18 protein-coding genes are annotated in these 20739 nt (G+C 32.1%); 15 read left to right on the top strand and 3 right to left on the bottom strand.

Annotated elements, in window-relative coordinates; genetic code table 11:
* The first annotated feature begins 103 nt into the window (after positions 1 to 103).
* The 12 genes from DMR38_RS19715 (at position 104) to leuB (ending at position 15824) form a co-directional block, all read left to right on the top strand.
* A complete protein-coding gene (locus tag DMR38_RS19715; RefSeq protein WP_127723235.1) occupies positions 104 to 1444 on the top strand; it encodes an MFS transporter in 1341 nt (446 codons plus the stop codon).
* A 65-nt stretch (positions 1445 to 1509) separates the two neighbouring features.
* Positions 1510 to 2889, top strand: a complete 1380-nt coding sequence (locus DMR38_RS19710) for a four-carbon acid sugar kinase family protein (protein WP_127723233.1) — start codon at positions 1510 to 1512, stop codon at positions 2887 to 2889.
* A 20-nt stretch (positions 2890 to 2909) separates the two neighbouring features.
* A complete protein-coding gene (gene tpiA, locus DMR38_RS19705) occupies positions 2910 to 3674 on the top strand; it encodes a triose-phosphate isomerase (RefSeq protein ID WP_127723231.1) in 765 nt (254 codons plus the stop codon).
* A 269-nt stretch (positions 3675 to 3943) separates the two neighbouring features.
* Positions 3944 to 5050: a BMP family ABC transporter substrate-binding protein gene (locus DMR38_RS19700; protein ID WP_127723229.1), complete on the top strand. Its 1107-nt coding sequence runs from the start codon at positions 3944 to 3946 to the stop codon at positions 5048 to 5050.
* A 70-nt stretch (positions 5051 to 5120) separates the two neighbouring features.
* Positions 5121 to 6638: an ABC transporter ATP-binding protein gene (locus DMR38_RS19695; RefSeq protein ID WP_127723227.1), complete on the top strand. Its 1518-nt coding sequence runs from the start codon at positions 5121 to 5123 to the stop codon at positions 6636 to 6638.
* Positions 6631 to 7701, top strand: coding sequence for an ABC transporter permease (locus DMR38_RS19690; RefSeq protein ID WP_127723225.1), 1071 nt, complete (start codon positions 6631 to 6633; stop codon positions 7699 to 7701). Before DMR38_RS19695 ends, DMR38_RS19690 begins: the two co-directional genes overlap by 8 nt.
* 4 nt (positions 7702 to 7705) lie before the next feature.
* On the top strand, positions 7706 to 8638 hold the full coding sequence (locus tag DMR38_RS19685; RefSeq protein WP_127723223.1) for an ABC transporter permease: 933 nt from the start codon (positions 7706 to 7708) through the stop codon (positions 8636 to 8638).
* A gap of 346 nt (positions 8639 to 8984) precedes the next feature.
* Positions 8985 to 10841 (top strand): APC family permease, encoded by a 1857-nt coding sequence (locus tag DMR38_RS19680; RefSeq protein ID WP_127723221.1) that lies wholly within the window; start codon positions 8985 to 8987, stop codon positions 10839 to 10841.
* A 237-nt stretch (positions 10842 to 11078) separates the two neighbouring features.
* A complete protein-coding gene (locus tag DMR38_RS22025) occupies positions 11079 to 11216 on the top strand; it encodes a hypothetical protein (RefSeq protein ID WP_175413075.1) in 138 nt (45 codons plus the stop codon).
* A 43-nt stretch (positions 11217 to 11259) separates the two neighbouring features.
* Positions 11260 to 13980, top strand: a complete 2721-nt coding sequence (locus tag DMR38_RS19675; RefSeq protein ID WP_175413148.1) for a sensor histidine kinase KdpD — start codon at positions 11260 to 11262, stop codon at positions 13978 to 13980.
* A gap of 12 nt (positions 13981 to 13992) precedes the next feature.
* Positions 13993 to 14691, top strand: a complete 699-nt coding sequence (locus tag DMR38_RS19670; protein WP_065078434.1) for a response regulator transcription factor — start codon at positions 13993 to 13995, stop codon at positions 14689 to 14691.
* A gap of 50 nt (positions 14692 to 14741) precedes the next feature.
* The gene (gene leuB, locus DMR38_RS19665) at positions 14742 to 15824 is read left to right on the top strand and encodes a 3-isopropylmalate dehydrogenase (RefSeq protein ID WP_127723217.1); all 1083 of its coding nucleotides are present in this window, start codon (positions 14742 to 14744) and stop codon (positions 15822 to 15824) included.
* Positions 15825 to 15963: 139 nt separating this feature from the next.
* Here leuB and DMR38_RS19660 read toward each other — a convergent pair whose 3' ends face one another.
* Positions 15964 to 16197 carry a hypothetical protein gene (locus tag DMR38_RS19660; protein ID WP_127723215.1) on the bottom strand — a complete coding sequence of 78 codons (234 nt, stop codon included), beginning with the start codon at positions 16195 to 16197 and terminating at the stop codon, positions 15964 to 15966.
* Between the two features lie 139 nt (positions 16198 to 16336).
* On the opposite strand from DMR38_RS19660, the gene DMR38_RS19655 reads away from it, so the two are divergent.
* Positions 16337 to 16759 carry a hypothetical protein gene (locus DMR38_RS19655; RefSeq protein WP_127723213.1) on the top strand — a complete coding sequence of 141 codons (423 nt, stop codon included), beginning with the start codon at positions 16337 to 16339 and terminating at the stop codon, positions 16757 to 16759.
* Between the two features lie 193 nt (positions 16760 to 16952).
* Here DMR38_RS19655 and DMR38_RS19650 read toward each other — a convergent pair whose 3' ends face one another.
* Positions 16953 to 17369, bottom strand: coding sequence for a hypothetical protein (locus tag DMR38_RS19650; RefSeq protein ID WP_127723211.1), 417 nt, complete (start codon positions 17367 to 17369; stop codon positions 16953 to 16955).
* A gap of 101 nt (positions 17370 to 17470) precedes the next feature.
* Positions 17471 to 17992 (bottom strand): ferritin family protein, encoded by a 522-nt coding sequence (locus DMR38_RS19645; RefSeq protein ID WP_127723209.1) that lies wholly within the window; start codon positions 17990 to 17992, stop codon positions 17471 to 17473.
* 227 nt (positions 17993 to 18219) lie between these two features.
* Between DMR38_RS19645 and DMR38_RS19640 the strand changes: the two genes are divergently transcribed.
* Complete coding sequence (locus tag DMR38_RS19640; RefSeq protein ID WP_127723207.1) at positions 18220 to 19203, top strand: type I phosphomannose isomerase catalytic subunit; 984 nt, start codon at positions 18220 to 18222, stop codon at positions 19201 to 19203.
* A gap of 335 nt (positions 19204 to 19538) precedes the next feature.
* The gene (locus DMR38_RS19635; protein WP_013240541.1) at positions 19539 to 20711 is read left to right on the top strand and encodes an acyl-CoA dehydrogenase family protein; all 1173 of its coding nucleotides are present in this window, start codon (positions 19539 to 19541) and stop codon (positions 20709 to 20711) included.
* Positions 20712 to 20739 lie beyond the last annotated feature (28 nt).

Genomic DNA, 20739 nt, shown 5'->3' with positions numbered 1-20739 from the left:
AAAGGTGAAATTATATATAAATAATGTACATTCAATATATATTATAACTCATTTATATTTACATTCAACATTCAAAAATATATAAATTTAAGGAGGGGAAATAATGAATCAAAATCAGAATATGGTTGATAATACCCTGAACTCTCAAAAAAGGACTAATTATAGATGGATAATTCTATTTATTATTTTTGTTAGTTATTTTATCAATATGGCAGATAGATCCAACATAGGTATAGCATTACCTTTCATAAAAAAGGAATTTCATATTAACAATTTTGTATCTGGAGCTATATCAAGTTTCTTTTTCTTAGGATATGCTTTTTCTCAAATCCCAGCTGGTTTTGCAATTAAAAAACGTGGAACAAGAGGAATTGTTTCTGCAGCTATTGTAGGATTTTCAGGATTTACTTATCTACTTGGTACAGTTTCAAATACAGTGCATTTAATATTGTATCGTTTAGGATTAGGCTTAGCAGAAGGACCCGCTCCAGTAGGTATGACATCTACTATTAATAACTGGTTTCCAGCAAAAGAAAAGGCTACAGCTACAGGTATATATATTGCATCTACACAACTTGCCCCAATTTTAGTACCAACTATTGCTGTTTGGATTGCTACAAATTATGGTTGGAGAAGTATATTTTTCTGGTTTGCAATTCCTGGATTATTCATGGCTGCTATATGGTATTTTGTAGTAAGGACAAAACCTGAAGAAGATAAGTTTGTATCTAAATCTGAACTTCAATATATTCGTCAAGGTGAAGTTTCACAAACAGAAGCTACTTCAGTATATAAAGATAGATCCTTAGGATGGATTGACAAGTTTATTAAATATAGGAAGGTAAATAAAGTAGATACTAGTAAGAAAGTATTTAAATCGTGGAATATATGGGGAGATACATTAGCTTATTTTTGTATGAATAATGTATTATATGGAATGTTAACCTGGATTCCATCATATTTAGTTGTTGCTAAACATTATTCATTTATAAAGATGGGATTTGTTGCTTCTGCCCCTAGTGTTGGAGGACTTATTGGAGCACTTCTAGGTGGAGTTATTTCAGATAGATTATTCTTAAAAAGACGTAAGCCAACTATGCTTATAACAGCTTTAACTACAGCAGTAATGATGATTGTACTTATTAATTTACCTGAAAATGTAACTTTGGTATCTTTATGCTTATGTATAACTGGATTATGTTTAAACATAGGGTGGCCAGCATTTACGTCATACTTAATGGGATTGACGTCAGGAGAAACTTATTCTGTTGCTATTTCAGTAGTTAATAGTGGTGGTAACCTAGGTGGATTCTTTGCACCAATGATTATAGGAGTTCTGCTTGACATATTTGGCAACTACAATTTAGCTTTCGTATATTTTGCAGTACTTCTGTTTGCAGCTTTCTTAATAATATTAACATTAGATGAACCTGTTCAAAATTAGACTTGCAATTTATTAAATGTTACAAAATTATTTGTATCAGTGTTACACAAAGGGGAGTGAAGGAAATGGCAATTATAGGTGCTGTAGCTGATGATTTGACAGGTGCTACCACTGTTGGAGTATTGCTTGCAAGATCAGGAATTACTACTGCTGCGCTTTTTAACGAAAATTGTTCGATGTCAGATAATTGTAATTTAAACCATGAAGCAATTATTGTAAGTACTAATAGTCGTGGTATAACTAAAGAAAAAGCTAAGGAAAAAGTAAAAATTGCTACTTTAAATTTGAAACGTATGGGTATTAGGCAATTTTCTAAAAGAATAGATACTACTTTACGTGGAAATATAGGCACTGAAATTGATGCTATGCTTGATGAATTAGGATCAGATACTGTTGCAGTCATGATTCCTTCTATGCCCCAATCAAATCGTATTATGGTTGGAGGATATTCTATAATTAATGGGGTACCATTATCTAAAACTCCAGTAGCAAAAGATGTTAGAACTCCTGTAACAGATTCGTATGTTCCAAGGCTTATAGCTAAGCAAACTAAGAGAAAAGTAAGCCATGTAGGCTTAGATGAATTGCTTAAAGGAAAAGAAAATCTTAAAAAAGTACTAACTGAAAGTAGAAATAAAGGAGCAGAAGTTTTATTAGTTGATGCAATTTCTTTAGAAGATGTAAGTATGGCAGCTTGCGCTGTTACAGAACTTGATTGGAATGTACTTGCAGTTGACCCGGGTCCCTTTACAGAACAACTTGCTAGAGCTAAAAAATTTAATCCCAATGTAATAAAGAAATCTGTTAAAATGGAAACAAAAGATAATGAATTTTATGGTAATGGCACAGTTTTAGTTGCAGCAGGAAGTGCATCATCAGTTACTGTTTCACAAATGAAAGTGCTTAGGGATGTTCCTGGTACCTGTCAGGTTTCAGTAAAAGCACCACTTTTATTAGGCGGTGGAAAGGTTTCAGATTTGGAAATAAAAAGGGTAAGTGAAAAGGTTGTAAATATTTTAAATGAAAGTAATATACCTAGGGTAATAATGTTAGAGACAGCTTTAAGCGGTGATGTCCTTAATTTAAAGGAAGAAGGTAAAAAGTACGGAATATCCTCTGAAGAAGCTGCGGATAACATAAATTTGGGAATAGGAGAAATTACACGAAGAATTCTTGATAAAATGAAAGAAAAGATAGTAGGTCTTTATATGACAGGTGGAGATGTTATGGTGTATGTTTGTGCTTCACTTGGAGTGGATGGAATAGAACTTATTGACTATGTTATTCCACAATCGGATTTGGGAAGATTAATAGGAAGCAAATTTAATGGAATGACTGTGGTAGGTAAGGGAGGACTTACAGGAGATGATACAACTGCAATTAAAATTGTAAATAGAATTTTTTATGAAGAGGAATGTAAGACAAAGAGTAGAAGCTGTGTGTAGTAAATTTGGAGGTAATTTGTATGAGAAAAAAGATTATAGGAACAAGCTGGAAAATGCATGTCAATTCCATAAAAGATGGTGTGGATTTAGCCAAACAGATAAAAGATAATTTAGGAAATATGGATTCGGTAGAAATATTTATATTACCTACATTTCCAATGATAAGCTTTCTAAAAGATATTTTAGAAGGAAGCAAGATTGGATGGGGAGCTCAAAATATGTGTTTTGCAGAAAAAGGAGCTTATACAGGGGAAGTACCACCTCAAGTATTAAAGGATTTAAAATGCCAGTATACAGAAATTGGACATGCTGAGCGAAGAAAGTTTTTTAATGAAACAGATGAAATAGTGAATAAAAAAGTAAAGCTTAGTTTTAAATATGGCTTTGTACCTATAGTTTGCATCGGGGAAACCCAAGATGATCTAGACAGTGAATTTCAAAATATAAGGTTAAAAACTCAAATATTATGGGCTCTGGACGGTTTAAGCAGAGAGGAAATGAAAAAAGTCATACTAGCTTATGAGCCGGTCTGGGCAATAGGAAAGCAGCAGGCGGCAAGTCCGGAGTATGTTCAAAATATGCATGAATTTATGAGAAATCTTATAATAAATGAATATGGAGAGGAAGTTGGAAATTCTATAAGAATTATATATGGAGGGTCTGTTAGTCCTGAAAGTTCTAAATTGCTCATGAAACAAAAAGATATTGACGGATTGTTTATTGGGAGATTTGGTTTAAAGATAGAAAACTTTAAGAGTATAGTCAGTTCAGCTATAGTAAAATAGTTTGAGAATTATTTCACTATATGTTGACGAAAAAGCCAAAAAAGAATATTATAAAATCATGTAAATGTATCCACTTTTTATTAAAACGAAGATACTAATTGACTGAGTACATGAAAATAAGGTCAATCTTTATTAGATTAAATAAAGCTTGGCCTTATTTTCATATTAAATAAAGGTTATAATCTATATTTTTGATGGCATAAAAAATATAGAAATTAAGTAAATAATGTAAAAATTTTATACTAACATTAAAATAGGGGGAAAGTATTATGAAGAAAATAAGGAAGGTTAGTTTAATTTTATTATGTACTACTTTTGTACTATCCACTATGATAGTAGGATGTCAGAGTAACAAAAAAGCAACTTCTGACAATAAAAAGATTAAAGTAGCTTTTGTTTATGAAGGGCCTATAGGAGATACTGGATGGAATTATGCTCAGGATCAAGGAAGAAAGTATCTAGCTGCTAATATGCCAAATGCAGAAGTAACATATGTGGACAATGTACCTGAAACAGCAGACTCAGAGAAAGTATTTACGCAGCTTGCCCAAAAAGGTAACAAAGTTATATTTGGAACAACTTATGGATACATGGATTATATGGTTAATGTAGCAAAAAAATTTCCAAATGTAGTTTTCATGCATTGTACTGGATACAAAACGTCAAACAATCTAGGAACATATGCTGGACGTGATTATGAGGGAAGATATCTTGCGGGTATTCTTGCAGGTAAGAATACAAAGAGTAATGTAATTGGATTTGTGGCTCCATTTTCAATACCTGAAATTGTAAGGAATATTGATGCCTTTACTTTGGGAGCACAATCAGTAAATCCAAAGGTAAAAGTTAAAGTAGTTTATACTAATTCATGGAGTGATCCTGCTACTGAAAAAACTGCAACTAATAGTTTGATAGATGCAGGGGCCGATGTACTTGCAATGCATCTTGATTCTACTACTGTAATGCAGGCTGCCCAGGAAAGAGGGGTATATGGAATTGGTTTTAGTTCTGATATGAGGTCAAAAGCTCCAAAGGCAGTACTTGGAGGATCAATATGGAATTGGGGACCTTATTATGTCAAGACTGTTAAAGCTGTAGCTAATGGTACCTGGAAATCTGGACAATACTGGGGTGGAATTAAGGATGGTTCAATAGTTGATATAGGTCCTTTTGGTCCAATGGTAAAAGATGATGTAAAAACACTTATTTCAAAACAGAGGCAGAACATTATAGATAATAAGTTAAATGTATTTGAAGGGCCAATATATGATCAAGCTGGTAACTTAAAGGTTGCTAAAGGACAGAAACTTACTGATGAGCAAATGCTTTCTATTAACTGGTTTGTAAAGGGCGTTGAAGGAACAATTTCTAAATAGAATAGATTATGTTTACATACCGACTTTTAAATGAGTCGGTATGTAAACTTTAAAGGTTGGGAGTGATAACATGGAGAAACAACCTATAGTTGAAATGACTAATATTTCAAAAGAGTTTTCAGGAATAGCAGTTAATGATAAAATCTCATTCTCATTAAATGCTGGAGAAATTCATGCTCTTTTAGGTGAGAATGGAGCAGGCAAAAGCACCCTTATGAATATATTAACGGGTCTATATAAACCAGATAGCGGTGAAATAGAGATAAATGGGAAAAATGTTGAATTCAACTCTCCTAAAGATGCCATAGCTTGTGGCATAGGTATGGTGCATCAGCATTTTAAGTTAGTAAGAGCTTTTACTGTGGCAGAAAACATAATGTTAGGACTTAGAAATTTAAAACAAATTTATAATAAAAAACATATTGAAGATGAAATTGAAAAAAGTGCTCAAGAATATGGACTTTATGTAAATCCTAAAGCTAAAATATGGCAACTTACAGTAGGAGAACAACAAAAGGTTGAGATTGTAAAAGTACTTATGTATGGTGCAAAAATACTTATAATGGATGAACCTACAGCAGTACTTACCCCTAAGGAAGGGGAAGTACTTTATAAAACACTAGGTATTTTAGCTAAAAAGGGAAAATCCATTATAGTGATATCACATAAAATGAGAGAAGTAATGGAAAATACTAATAGAATTACAGTGCTGCGTGATGGAAAATCCATGGGTACTTTTAATACAAAAGATGTTGAAGAAAAAGATATGGCGAAAATGATGGTAGGCGAAAATATAGTACATATTTCTAGTAAAAGAACAGTATCAAATGGAAAGAAAATTTTGGAATTGAAAGATGTGTGTTCAGAAGATAAAAGTGGATCTGTAAAACTAAGAAATATATCATTTAGCGTACATGAAGGAGAAATATTTGGAGTTGCAGGTATTGATGACAATGGTCAGAAGGAACTAGCAGAAGTTATTTCAGGTTTGACACCAATAAAAAAAGGAAACATATTTTTAAATGAAGCAAATTGTATAAATGAAAGTAGAAGAAAATTTATAGATAAGGGAATAAGTTATGTACCAGAAGATAGGATGACTGTAGGTCTTGTAGCTGACATGAATGCTTGCGAAAACATGATACTTGAAAATTATCGAAAGATGCCAGGATATCATATTAACTGGAGAAAAGTGTATGATAACACAGTTAATATAATAAAAAAATTTCATATCAAGATAGCTTCTTTGAATACTCCTGTGAAAACTATGTCAGGGGGAAATATGCAAAAACTTCTTTTAGCTAGAGAAATACAGTCAGATCCAAATCTTATTGTTTTGGCATACCCTTTTAGAGGACTTGATATAGGTGCCTCGGAATATATAAAAAAGCTTTTAATAGATGAAAGAAATAAAGGTAGGGCAATTCTTCTCATTTCCGAAGAACTGGAAGATTTAATACAGCTTTCAGATAGAATATGTGTCTTGCATGAGGGCTCTATTATGGGAATAGTAGATTCATCTGAGGTCACTATGGAATCTATTGGACTAATGATGTCTGGAAGTAGAAAGGAGAATTACAGTGATTGACGTGTTTAAAGGATGGAAACTAAAAAAAACGGACTCCTGTTCTATGATGAAAAAGGTAATGGTTTCTATTATATCTGTAATTGGTGGAATTGCATTTTCAGCTATTATCATTGCTATTACTGGAAATGATCCTATAGATGTATGTTCCCAAATATTTTCTGGTGCTTTTGGTTCAACTTATGGGATTTCAGAAACTGTAGCGAAATCTATACCACTTATGCTTACTTCTCTTGGAGTATCACTGGCTTTTCGTATGCAGCTCTGGAATATAGGTGCTGAAGGTCAGTTTTTCATGGGAGCTTTTGGAGCTTCTTGGGCTGCACTATCTTTTCCAAACATGCCTGCCTATGAATTGCTGCCATTTATGATGATAGCAGGTTTTATAGCAGGTGGATTATGGTCAATGGTTGCAGCAATTCCAAAGGCGTTTTTAAATATAAATGAAACTATAACTACATTACTTCTCAATTATATAGCTATATTATGGGTTCAATACCTGGTATTTGGCCCTTGGAAAGATCCAAAGGGCAAAAATTTCCCCGTAAGTGCCACTTTTTCTAAAAGTGCAACTTTAACTTCCTTTGGTAATACAGATATAAATATAGGGCTATTTATTGGAATAGGAATATCAGTGTTGATGTTTATTGTTTTAAAGTATTCTAGATGGGGGTATGAGATACGGGTAAGCGGTGGTAATAAAAGTACCGCCATCTATGCAGGTATGAATTATGTTCGAAATATTTTAATTGTTATGTTTATAAGTGGAGGAATTGCGGGAATTGCAGGAATGGTAGAGGTATCAGGAGCTATTCATAAACTTCAACAGAATATATCACCTGGATATGGATATACAGCAGTTATAATTGCACTTCTGGCAAGACTTAGTCCTTTGGGAATAGTTATAGTTTCTTTCTTTATGGGAGGCCTTTTTGTAGGAGGATATAATTTGCAGACATCAGGCTTTTCGTTAAGTATGGTTCTAATGTTTCAAGGTGCCATATTACTTTTCGTACTGGGGAGCGAAATATTACTCAAGTATAAATTAGTGAGAAAGGAAGCTTGATAACATGAATAGTACTTTTATAATTTCAGTGTTTGCAGCGGGAGTTATTGCAGGAACGCCTTTATTATATGCTTGTCTTGGAGAACTTATATCAGAGAGAGCAGGAGTAATGAATTTAGGTGTAGAAGGCATGATGCTTGTAGGTGCTGTGACAGGATTTATAGTTAGCATTCATACTAAAAATCAATGGTTGGGATTTATAGCAGGGATTACAGCTGGTGCGGCTTTAGCATTTTTTCATGCTGTTCTCACTATAAAGTTAAAAGCCAATCAGGTAGCTAGTGGTGTGGCACTTACTATATTTGGAACGGGACTTAGTGCATACCTTGGGAAATCTTACATAGGAGCGCTTCCAGCTGCTTCATTTAAAGCTATAGATATTCCACTTTTAAGTAAAATACCAGTAATAGGAACAATACTTTTCAAAAATGATCTTTTGGTGTATTTGAGTTTTATATTGGTTTTTGTAATTTGGTTTGTGCTTTATAAAACTAAATCGGGACTTATAGTAAGGGCCGCTGGAGAAAATCCTGGTGCTGCAGATGCTGCAGGAATAAATATTTTTTTGGTAAGATATATATGTGTTATTTTAGGTGGTATGCTGTCCGGGGCAGGAGGTGCCTATATATCTCTTGCTTATTCTCCTTCATGGAGTGAAAATATGACAGCAGGGCGGGGATGGATTGCCATAGCTCTTGTGATATTTGCATTGTGGGATCCAATTCGTGCTGTAGTAGGAGCTTACATTTTTGGAATTATAAGTTCACTGGGACTTCACCTTCAAGCTTTTGGTTTTGTTATTCCTACATACATACTACAAATGCTTCCTTATATTTTTACTTTTGTAGTTCTAATCTTTACAACCAGAGAAACTAAAAGTAGACCTTCAGCTATGCCTAAAGCTTTAGGTATTTCATATTCAAGGGAAGAAAGATAATTTTCAACTTTACACTATCAATTATTGATTATTTAAAAACATATATACGTCTTAAAAGGACTGATATACTAATTAATTAGTGCATCAGTTCTTTTATTTTATATTCCCATGGATAAAAAATATCTGCGAAAGCTTAAGTCTTCTTTAAGTTCGAGATGAAATAAGATTGTGAAAATGTATTCATGCACTTTAAAATAAAATCTTTATAGAATCTTTATACAGGCAAGTACAATCTTAACTCAAAATTTATGTTCAAGGTGGTAATATAATAAAATCGAAATTAAGAAATTAGCTTTTGGCAAGGAGTTTATTAATATATTCAATTTACGTTTAGGAGGTGTTAAAAATGAATTTAAATTTAGGAAATGTCTCAAATGCAATTATAGGTAAAAGCTTAAAAACTGAAGAATTAAAAGGTGAAAAGTTCAATGTATTTTGGGGACTGCCAATAATGTCAAGTGATGCTATTTCCTCTGTGGCTTATGCTGGAGAAGAAATATTATTGATACTTATGCCGGTTATGGGTCTTTTGTCCTATAGATATATGCTCTATGCTTCGCTATGTATTATATTTTTGCTGTTTATGCTTATATTTTCATATAGACAAACTATAGATGCCTATCCAGCTGGTGGAGGTTCTTATATTGTAGCAACGGATAATTTAGGGACAACCGCTGGTCTTGTAGCAGGTGCTTCTTTAATTATTGATTATATATTGACTGTAGCAGTAAGTGCTTCGGCAGGAACTGCAGCTATAACTTCAGCAATACCATCCTTGCTTCCACACACAGTTACTATTACTTTAGCACTTATAACAATTTTAGTAATTGGAAATTTAAAAGGAATAAGAGAATCTTCGAAGGTATTTGGAGTTCCAACCTATATATTTATATTTTTAATATTAGTTATGCTTATATGGGGGGTAATAAAAATAAATTTTATGGGATATGTACCTAAATCCAGTTATAAGATACCAGATGTTTCTGGAACTATAACCATATTCCTATTTTTAAAGGCTTTTGCAGCAGGATGTACAGCTTTAACAGGTGTAGAAGCTGTAAGTAATGGAGTCCCAAACTTTAGGGAGCCATCACAGAAAAATGCTAAGATTGTATTAATGCTTTTAGCTTTTATAGTACTTTTAATGTTTGGTGGAATTTCCTATTTGGCTGCACTTTATCATGCTGTTCCAAGTTCTAATGTAACTGTAGTTGCTCAGATTTCGTGGCAGGTATTTAATGGAGGAGTTTTATTTTATATAATTCAGGCAGCTACAGCTGTTATACTTGTTATGGCGTGTAACACTGCTTTTGCAGGACTTCCGCTGTTGCTTGCTCTTATGGCTAAAGATGGATATGCCCCAAGACAGTTTGCAAAACGTGGTAAAAGACTTAATTACTCTAATGGTATAATAATGCTTGGTTTGCTAGCTGCTATATTAGTTGTAATATTTAAGGGAGATACTCACTACTTGCTAGGACTTTATGCTGTAGGAGTGTTTATATCATTTACTTTATCTCAGTGCGGTATGTTCAAAAGATGGACTAAAATTAAAATAAATGGATGGAAACACAAGGCATTTATAAATGGATTAGGTGGAGTGTTAACTTTTGTTACAACTATTATTATAGGAGTTACCAGGTTTACCCGTGGTGCATGGGTAGTTTTCATACTTATACCTATAATTGTATATACTATGGAAAAAATAAAAAGACATTACTTAAAAGTTGCACAGCAGCTGAGGCTTTCCATGGATGAACTGAGAAAATATGAGAAGGTAAGTTTTGAGGGACAAAAGAGGTATGTAATAGTACCTATAGATACCTTAAATAAATCTTTCCTGAAAGCTTTAAATTATGCTAGAACTATATCTGAGAATATAATAGTATTTCATGTTTCTGTAGATGATGAGGTCACTAATAAACTTTTAAAGAAATGGAATGAATATAATATAGGTATACCTATAATAGTTAAAAAATCTCCTTATAGAAGCATTATAAAACCTCTTGCAAAGTTTATAGATTCTGAAGAGTATTCTGCGGGACCTAAGGATACAATAACTGTTGTACTCCCACAATTTGTAGTTACTAAATGGTGGGGAAATATTTTGCACAATCAAACTGCATTATTGATTAAAACCATTCTTCTTAAAAGAAGAAATATAGCAATAGTTACGGTACCTTATATAATAGATGAAAATTAAATACGTATGAAGAAGGACAAATAAACAATACAAAACAATAATGATGATATACAAAAAATTAAACGATATAGTAAAAGAAATATAAAATAAAGAAAGAAGTTCACATTTTGTGGATTTCTTTTTTTGGAATAAAACATTTATGCAATTTTTACATAGGTAGGGTTTATCTTAACTCTAATTTTATATCTGAAATCATAGTATTAGAGTTGAATAAGTGGAGAAGTAGGTGATAGTATCATGGAGAAGATGGGTGTTATAATATTATGTATAATTATTGTTGTATTTATAGTGGTTTTTGTAAAGAAAGTTGAGGGTGGTAGAATTGAATTCAATAAATTTTATGAAAAACAAGTTACATTTTATCTACAAAAATGAGAAAATAAATACGTGATACAAGTTCTATATGGAGGCGATTATTATAGATTATAATGAAAGACCTGATCCATATTGTATTTTAAGCAAAGTGGAAAAAGAAGAGAGTAAAGGTAAACGAGGAAAATTAAAAATATTTTTTGGATATGCCGCAGGAGTTGGGAAAACCTATTCCATGCTTAGAGAAGCCCATGACATTAAAAATTTGGGAAAAGATATAGTGATAGGTTATATTGAATCCCATGAAAGATTAGAAACTATGGATTTGACTAAAGGGATTGAGAGTATAAATACCAAAGTTATAGATTATAGGGGGGTAATTTTAAAAGAATTTGATTTGGATGCAGCACTTTCAAGAAAGCCTGAGATAATACTTGTAGATGAACTTGCTCACACTAATGCCAAGGGAAAAAGACATAGAAAAAGATGGCAGGATATAGAGGAGCTTCTTGAAGCTGGAATTGATGTATATACTACGTTAAATGTTCAGCACATTGAAAGTTTAAATGATGTAGTTGAAAGTATAACTCATATTTCCGTAAGAGAAACTATTCCAGACAAGGTATTTGATAACGCAGATAAAGTTGAAATTATAGATATAGAACCAGATGAACTTTTAAAGCGTTTTAGCGATGGTAAAGTATATGCAAGAAATCAGGTAAAGAGTGCCTTTCATAATTTCTTTACTAAAAGCACTTTATATGCTTTAAGGGAAATTGCCCTTAGGAAAACTGCTGATAGAGTAAACTATGAAATTGAAACTGCAAGGCTTTCGAAAGGTCAGATTACTGTAGTACCTGCCTCCGATCAAATACTTGCATGTATAAGTTCATCGCCTTCATCTCTTCGGGTTATACGAACAGCTGCAAGAATGGCAGAAGTTTATCATTCAAAATGGATAGTAGTATATGTAGAGACTACTAAATCTCAGAAATTAAATAAGGAAGATAGAAAAAGACTTAATTCATATTTTAATTTAGGAGAGCAATTAGGCGGAGAAGTAGTTACAATATATGGGGATGACATAGCAGATCAGGTTATACAATATGCAAAATTTAGAAATATAACTAAGATAATAATAGGTAAGAACAACAAAAAAACAAGTAAGGTATTTCACTTTTATGCAAAAGATGTAGTAGATAAACTTATGGATTCTAATTCTTATATTGATGTTTATGTAATACCAAATTCACTATATGATAGGAAAAGGGACAAGATTACTAAGAAATTTAGTAAAGAATTCAATTTATCCTTAAAGGAAGCTATTAAAGCTGTTTTAATTTTATTAATAGTAACTTGTGTTGCTATGATTTTTGACTATGTGGGTTTTTCAGAAGCCAATGTTATTATGATTTTTATTTTAGGTGTTATAATCGTATATATGCAGACTACGGGTTACTTAATGGGGATAATATCTTCTTTAGTAGGTGTATCTATATTTAATTATTTATTTGTTCAGCCCAAGAGATCTTTTCATTTTTATGATAAAAATTATTTGATTACATTTGTAATGATACTTATTGAGTCATTTATAATAGGAAATTTGACAAATAAAATTCAACAAGACGCGGATGAGTCCTATACCAGGGAAAAGAGAACACAGACATTGTACAGGGTGACTAGTAAACTTTTAAGTGCAGTTGGAAATTCTGATGTAGTTTCCATAGCTATAAAATATTTATCAAGACTTGTGGACAGGACTGTGGTATGTTACTTATCTATAGATAACAAGCTTTCAACTCCTTTTGTATATTATTTGGATGAATCAAAAAAAGATGACTTAATTTTAAATAAAGATGAAGCTGCTGTAGCTTACTGGAGTTTTTTGAAAGGTAAGGAAGCTGGTTCTGGTACAGATACATTTTATAGGGCAAGGGGATACTATATTCCAATAAAAGTGCAAAATAAGATATTAGGAGTCATTGGAGTTTCCTGTGAAAAAGATTTTTTAAGCCATGATCAGAAATTTATTGTAGAAACTGTAACGGGCCAAATGGCTATTGCACTTGATAGAGAAATACTTGTAGGGCAGCAGGAGAAATCTAAAGTGGAAATTGAACGTGAGAGACTTAGAAGTAATCTTTTAAGATCTATTTCCCATGATTTAAGAAGTCCCCTTGCAGGAATTAAGGGAGCAGTAAGTACTATTATAGAAAACGGTAAATTTATACCAGAAAAGACCAAGGAAGACTTGTTAAATGGTATTTATGACGATACAGAATGGCTTATAAGTCTTGTAGAGAATCTCCTTAGTATGACTAAATTTGATGAGGGGAATATGAAAATCAATAAAAATCTAGAATTGGTGGAGGAAGTAGTATCAGAGGCAGTTCAAAGAAGTTCTAAATATTTTAAAGATCATAAAATAAAGGTAGATGTTCCAAAGAAACTTATAATGGTTCCTATGGATGGAAATTTAATTGAGCAAGTACTTATAAATTTAATTCAGAATGCTGCAAAATTTTCTAAAAAACAATCGTTTATACAAATAAAAGTTTATGAAAGTGTAGACAGTGTGTTTTTTGAAGTCATAGATGATGGAATAGGAATATCAGATAAAATATTGCCCCATATATTTGATAGATTTTTTACCAATGGAAGTAGTATAGCAGATTCAAGACGTGGTGTGGGACTTGGACTTACTATTTGTAAATCCATAGTTGAGGCCCATTGTGGTACAATTGAAGCTGAAAATAAAAAAGAAGGAGGGGCTATTTTTAGATTTAATATCCCTAAAGGGGAAAGTAATAGTAATGAGTTAATGTAAGGAGGAAGAGTGATGGATAGTAAGCCTTATATTCTTGTAATTGAAGATGACAGACCAATAAGAAATTTTATTACAGCAGCCTTATCTTCCCAGGGATATAAATATATTGAAACAGATAAGGGAAATGAGGGCATTTCTCTTGTAATGTCACATAATCCTGATCTTATAATACTAGATTTGGGTCTTCCAGATATTGATGGAATTGAAGTTATAGAAAAAGTAAGGGGATGGTCCAATATTCCCATTATAGTTGTATCTGCAAGAGGAAATGAAAGACAGAAAGTTGAGGCACTTGATAAGGGGGCAGATGATTATTTAACTAAACCTTTTAGTATAAGTGAATTGCTTGCTAGAATTCGTGTGTCTTTAAGGCATCTTATTGTAAACAAGGATCAACATGAGATATTGAATAATTTTAAGGTAAAAAAGCTATTTATAGATTTTGATAAAAGGCGTGTAACTGTAGAAGGTAAAGAGATACATTTAACTCCTATAGAGTATAAAATAATGGCACTTTTATGTAAGTATTCAGGAAAGGTGCTGACTCATAATTTTATTATTCGTGAAATATGGGGTTCATCCTTGGGAAGTGAGACCAAATCATTAAGGGTGTTTATGGCAAACTTAAGACGAAAGATAGAAAAAGATCCTGCACAGCCTGAGTATATATATACAGAGGTAGGGGTAGGCTATAGATTAGCAGATGAGTAGTATAAATGAATTGCGTATAAATTCTTAATAAACATTTGGAGGAAAATGAGATGAAATTCAATGTAGCACTAATACCAGGAGACGGAATTGGACCTGAAGCTATTGAACAAGCTGTTAAAGTATTAGATAAAGTTGGAGAAATATTTTCACATGAGTTTAAATACACAAAAGTTTGTGCAGGAGGAGCAGCTGTTGATAAATATGACAAGCCCCTTCCAGAAGAAACTTTAGATATTTGTAAAAAAAGTGATGCAGTTTTGCTTGGAGCAATAGGAGGAGATAAGTGGAGCAATCTTCCTTTAAATAAGAAACCGGAAAAAGCACTTTTGACTTTGAGAAAAGAATTAGGACTTTACGCAAACTTGCGTCCTGCAGTACTGCAAAGATCATTAAAAAATGATTGCCCTTTAAAGTCTGAACTTGTAAAAGATGGTATTGATATGATTATAATAAGAGAATTAACCGGAGGAATGTATTCTGGTGAAAAAGGAGTAAGACAGGGCAAAGATGGAAAAGAAGCTTATGATGTTGAGTGCTATAGTGAAAATACAGTTAGAAGAATAGCTTCAAAGGCTTTTGAAATTGCACTTAAAAGAAGAAAAAAGGTAACTAGTATTGATAAAGCTAATGTTTTAGAAAGCTCCATGCTTTGGAGAAATACTGTAAATGAAGTAGCAAAAAATTATCCTGAAATTGAGTTAGAACACATATATGTAGATAGTGCTTCAATGAAAATCTTAAAAAATCCTGGTGCATTTGATGTAGTATTGGCATCAAATGCATTTGGAGATATTATAGCAGACGAAGCTAGCCAAATAGTTGGATCTATTGGAACTTTGCCAGCTGCAAGCCTTGGAGAGAAAAGCCTGGGAATGTTTGAGCCAAATCAAATACATTCTTCTGTGCAGGATATTGCAGGGAAAAACACGGCAAATCCTATAGCTGTAATAATGTCTTCTGCCATGATGCTTAGATACTCATTTAATCTAAATGAAGAAGCTTCTGCTATTGAGAAAGCTGTATCAGAGACACTTGAAAATGGTTATAGAACTAGAGATATGATGACCGATGGAATGAAACTTGTTGGAACTAGGGAAATGGGAGATGCTATAGTTAAATTGTTAAGTAAGTAAAGGCGAGTTAGAATTGAATTTCAGATGCTAAAATTAATAATATACAGCTTATGCATAAATATTTTATGTACAAGCTGTATATTGCTAAACTGCACTTTAACTAAGATAATTTGACCTAGAAAATTATGTCTTGATGCAGCTATTTTAGGTCATTAAGTTGCTTTTTTAAGTCATGAATTTGATCTTTTTTACTCTGAATTGATTCGAGGTACTGCATCTGGGCTGCGATAGAAAGCACAGTAGCTCCAGTTGATGCAATTACGTTTCCAAGAACATTTATTTCATCTGCACTTTTATCTTTAGTTATAACAATAGCTATAAAAGTACTAAGTACTGCAAACTGTGTAGGGGATATTGTGTTTAAACAAGACATTTTATTCACACCTCTAATATATATTATATGAAATTAATATAAATGACACACTAAATTATTTAGGCATTTGAAAGAAAATAGGCTAGCGTGCTGACTAGTTATTGCTTTAAAAATACATTATAGTTGGGAGGGTAAGATTATGAAAGAACTTGGAAAACTTTTAGGTTGGGTTGGATTTTGGGCTTATTTTATACTACTCCTTAATTTCTTTATAAAGTACGTAAATAGGAAGTATATGAAGAAGTTACCCAAAGATAAAAAACAGTATGAGCGTGTATATAAAGTTTTTATGAAGTACATTGTAAAATATCACAAATTGGTTGGAATTATAGGAGTTATAGCTGTAGTGTGCCATGGTTATTTTATGTATAAATACAAGGGAATTTCTATACCGGGACTTGCTGCAGCTGTAGTTATGGTTGCAACAGCATGTTTAGGAATATATGGACTTAAAAGTAGGAATATGAAGGGAAAATGGCTTATGGATCATAGGCTATTGGCGTTTTTTCTCATATTCCTAATAATATTTCATATAATGTTTAAAAAATTTCTTATAATATAGGATTCCTAAGTGTGATTTCAATTAGAATCACTATATAGTTTCTCTAACTTAAAAGTCAGCTTATACGCAGGTATATTTTTATAATAATGAAGCTCTTTTAAATTTTTAACGAGCTGAAGGTTATAAAAAATATTCTGAGTATAAGCTTATTTTTTAATTGGTAACTATGTCAGCTATATTTTTAGGACAAATGTTACTGGCACATAAAACTTCTTATTTGACGTAAATCCATTCCAAAATAAACCCATCTATTTCTATGCCATCTATAGCCTGAAATAGATCTTCTTCCTACATGAGTTAACCATGCCCAGAATCCATTGCCTCTATTTGGCCAAATATAAACGAACTTAAATAAGCATCGTCTTATAGAACCTGGATCTACAAATTTTACACTTGAACCAGATGATAAGTTTTGAGGTGCTTGAGGAATATTAGCTGGAGGAGGTCCTGGTGGAAAGTTATCTCGTTGTCTGCTCATACACATAGGTGTATGGTTTGAGGAAAATCGTAGGTAAGGACATACAAAATCATCGTCTAAATAATCCAATTCTTCGGACCCATCATCTTCTTTAGCTTCATCATCAAATCTGAAGTGATCATAATCGTACATGTACACAACTCCTATTTTTTACTCTTAATTAAATAGTATGTTATTGTAAGTTATATAGTTACAAATCAATGAAAAAAATTTACATATACATAGTAGTTGAGTTAGAATTGTTCATTAGAACAGTTTGACGTATATATAAAGTTATATAGATTAGCATGTCTTAATTCATCTGTTATTATTTCAATAAGCATGTTTATGTGTTTTCTGTTATTGAGTGCAAATAATATTTTTCTATATTTTACAACTGCATTTAGTTCTCCGTTTAAAGCACGTTTAATGCCGCTGCAGAAAGAATCGGGAGTATTAAACTCTACATTTTCAGGAGAGGGAATCATATTTCCCGTTAGTTCATAGTAAATAAATCTAAACATTTTATTATGCTTTTTTTCATTATCTCTTATACCAGATATAATCTTTTTAGATCCATTTTTAGGGGCATTTTTTATTAAATAGTCGTAAAAAAGCTCATCTTTCCTTTCTCCAGAAATAGCTTCTTCTATTAACTTTAGTGCAGAATTGAAGTTGTCTGGATAAGCGTACTCATCTAAATTCAAGTCCATCTGAGAAATATTGTTAGAAAAGTTCATACCACAGCGAGTAAAGGGACACATATAATGTTTCATTTTCAACTCTCCAAAATACAAATTATAGTAGTATTTTATGATAAAAGTTATAAAAAGTGAATGAGGATAAACAGGTTACTTTAATGCAATATACTGATATATTAAACTATCATATTGTAAAAAAGTAATTTATTAATTTAAAATTAAACTTTTTGTATTTATGTAAATTTTATCTAAGATTGATTTATAATATAAGTATAAGCTTGAAATATAAGGAGATGTTTGGTGTGTATCCAATAAAATTTGAAAATTTATACTATGATAAAATTTGGGGAGGCAGAGATTTAGAACTTTTTAGAAATAACCTTCCTGAAGGTAAGATAGGAGAAAGTTGGGATATAGCCTGTCATAAAAATGGTATGGGCATAGTAAAGAATGGAAGATTTAAAGGAATTAGGTTTGATGATCTTATTAAGACTCAAGGAGATAAGCTATTGGGAACAAAAATTAAAGGTAATAGATTTCCCCTTCTTGTAAAACTAATAAACGCCAGGGAGAAACTTTCAATACAAGTTCATCCAGATGATATATATGCGAAAAAAGTAGAAAATGATTCAGGAAAGACAGAGGTATGGTATGTTATTGAAGCATTTGAAGGGGCAAGTTTGATAGTTGGAGCTAAAGATGGATGCAGCATAGATGAATTTAAAAAGGCTATAAACAATGGAAACTTGGAAAAGTATGTGAACAGAATTCCTGTTAAAAAAGGTGATGTGTATTTTATAAAAAGCGGTCTTGTGCATGCCATATGTGAAGGAGTTGTATTGGTAGAAATTCAACAAAATAGTGATATAACTTACAGAGTATATGACTATGGAAGGGGAAGAAAGTTACATATTAATAAAGCCTTAGACGTGGTAAATCTAAAATTGAAAGGAAATAAGAGTAGAGGTATTAGTATAAAAAAGGATGGTTATAAAAAAACTTATTTTTGTTTATCAAGAGAAATTTCTCTGGAGTTATATGATATTCAAATTGAGGCAGCAGAAAAAAGTGATAGAGAAAGATTTTATATATTTACCTGCGTTGATGGTAAGGGCAAGATAGTTTACAGCGGGGGTTTTGAAGATATATTTAAAGGAGACAGTGTGCTTATTCCAGCTTCTCTCGGAGAATATAGTTTAAAAGGTAACATGAAATTGCTTAAAAGCTATGTTCCAGATTGCAATGAGGTAGAAAATAGTATATTAGATGAAATAAGAAAATTTTAAAAATTTTCATTAAGCTATTGTTAATAAAAATCTTTTTATTAACAATAGCTTTCTACTTTTTATACATAAAAATTGAAAATATATTATTTTCAAAAAATTTTAAATTTCTAACTAAATATTTTCGTAAAGCATTTCATTCAAATCCTTATTATTTCACTTCAACCCTTTGTATAAGACAATTTTGGTAGATTTTATCCGTAAAATTAATATATTATGTATAGGCAATAACTATAAAAGATAACTATAACATTGGTGGTAACTATTGGTAATATGTTTTGAATTTAAGTATAATAAAAACATAAAGATTGTTATAAAATACACAAGGGGGAAATAAAATGTCAAAATTAAATGAAAAAGAATTTCAGGATTATCTGAAACAAATTAGAGCTTTAGCTGAAGGACCTTTTGAAGAAATACAAAAAGAAGTTGAGGTTACTAATAAATTTCCTCAGAAGTTTTTTGATCTATCAATTGAAAACAATTTATACAGATGCGCATTGCCAGAACAATATGGTGGATGGGGATTAAGTGAGACACAAATTTTACAGGTACAAGAAGAGTTCAGCAGAGGACCAGGTGGAATGCGTATGCATCTTCATTATGCAATGGATTTAAACTGGAGAATTCTTGATGACTTTGGAAGTAAAGAATTAAAAGATGAATATATGGATAAATTTCAAGATAAAACAATCTTCACATGCTTTGCATTAACTGAAGAAACAGGTGGTACAGGAGCAGATTTACATACAAGAGCTGTAAAAGACGGAGATTACTACATCATGAATGGTGAAAAAACATTAATTTCCCATACGGACTGCTGTGAGTTTGCATATGTAATCGCTGTCACTGACCCAGATGCTCCAAAGGATAAGAGATTATCTGCATTCTTCGTACCAGTTAATACACCTGGTTATGAAATCGTTCCAATGCCTCATATGATGGGCTGCCGTGGAGCTGGACATGCAGGATTAAAATTCACTAACATGAAACTTGACAAGAAATACTTACTTGGTAAAGAAGGCGAGGGCTTAAAGATTGCAATGCATTCTTTATCCGTATCTAGAGCTCATATTGCAGTAAGTAATCTTGGTATGTCTCAGAGAATGTTAGAAATGACAATTAAGAGAGCAAAAGACAGAGTGACATTTGGAAAACCACTTGTTAAGAGACAAGCAATTCAACAGACAATTGCTGATATGGGAACTGAAATACATGCACTTAGATTAATGGTTTACGATTTTGCAAAAGATTATGAAGCTGGTAAGGAAATTGAAATGAAAGCAGCTATGTGTAAACTTCATAGTATCAACACTGTTAAGTTAGTATCTGATTATATGTTAGAGATATTTGGAGGAATTGGATACTTTGAAGAATGCGAATATGGTCCAGTTGAAAGATTATATCGTGATTGTCGTGCAATGTGGTTAGAGGAAGGTCCTAGAACTGTTCAAAGATTAACAGCTTCAAGAAAACTTATTGCTAATGGAGGCAATACTGAAGAAGAGTAATTTTTTACTTGAAATATTTACTGTTTTA

It is taken from the genome of Clostridium sp. AWRP, from assembly GCF_004006395.2.
Taxonomy (GTDB): domain Bacteria; phylum Bacillota; class Clostridia; order Clostridiales; family Clostridiaceae; genus Clostridium_B.
Note: the sequence above shows the minus strand (reverse complement) of the source record. Positions and strands in the feature narration are given on the sequence as shown.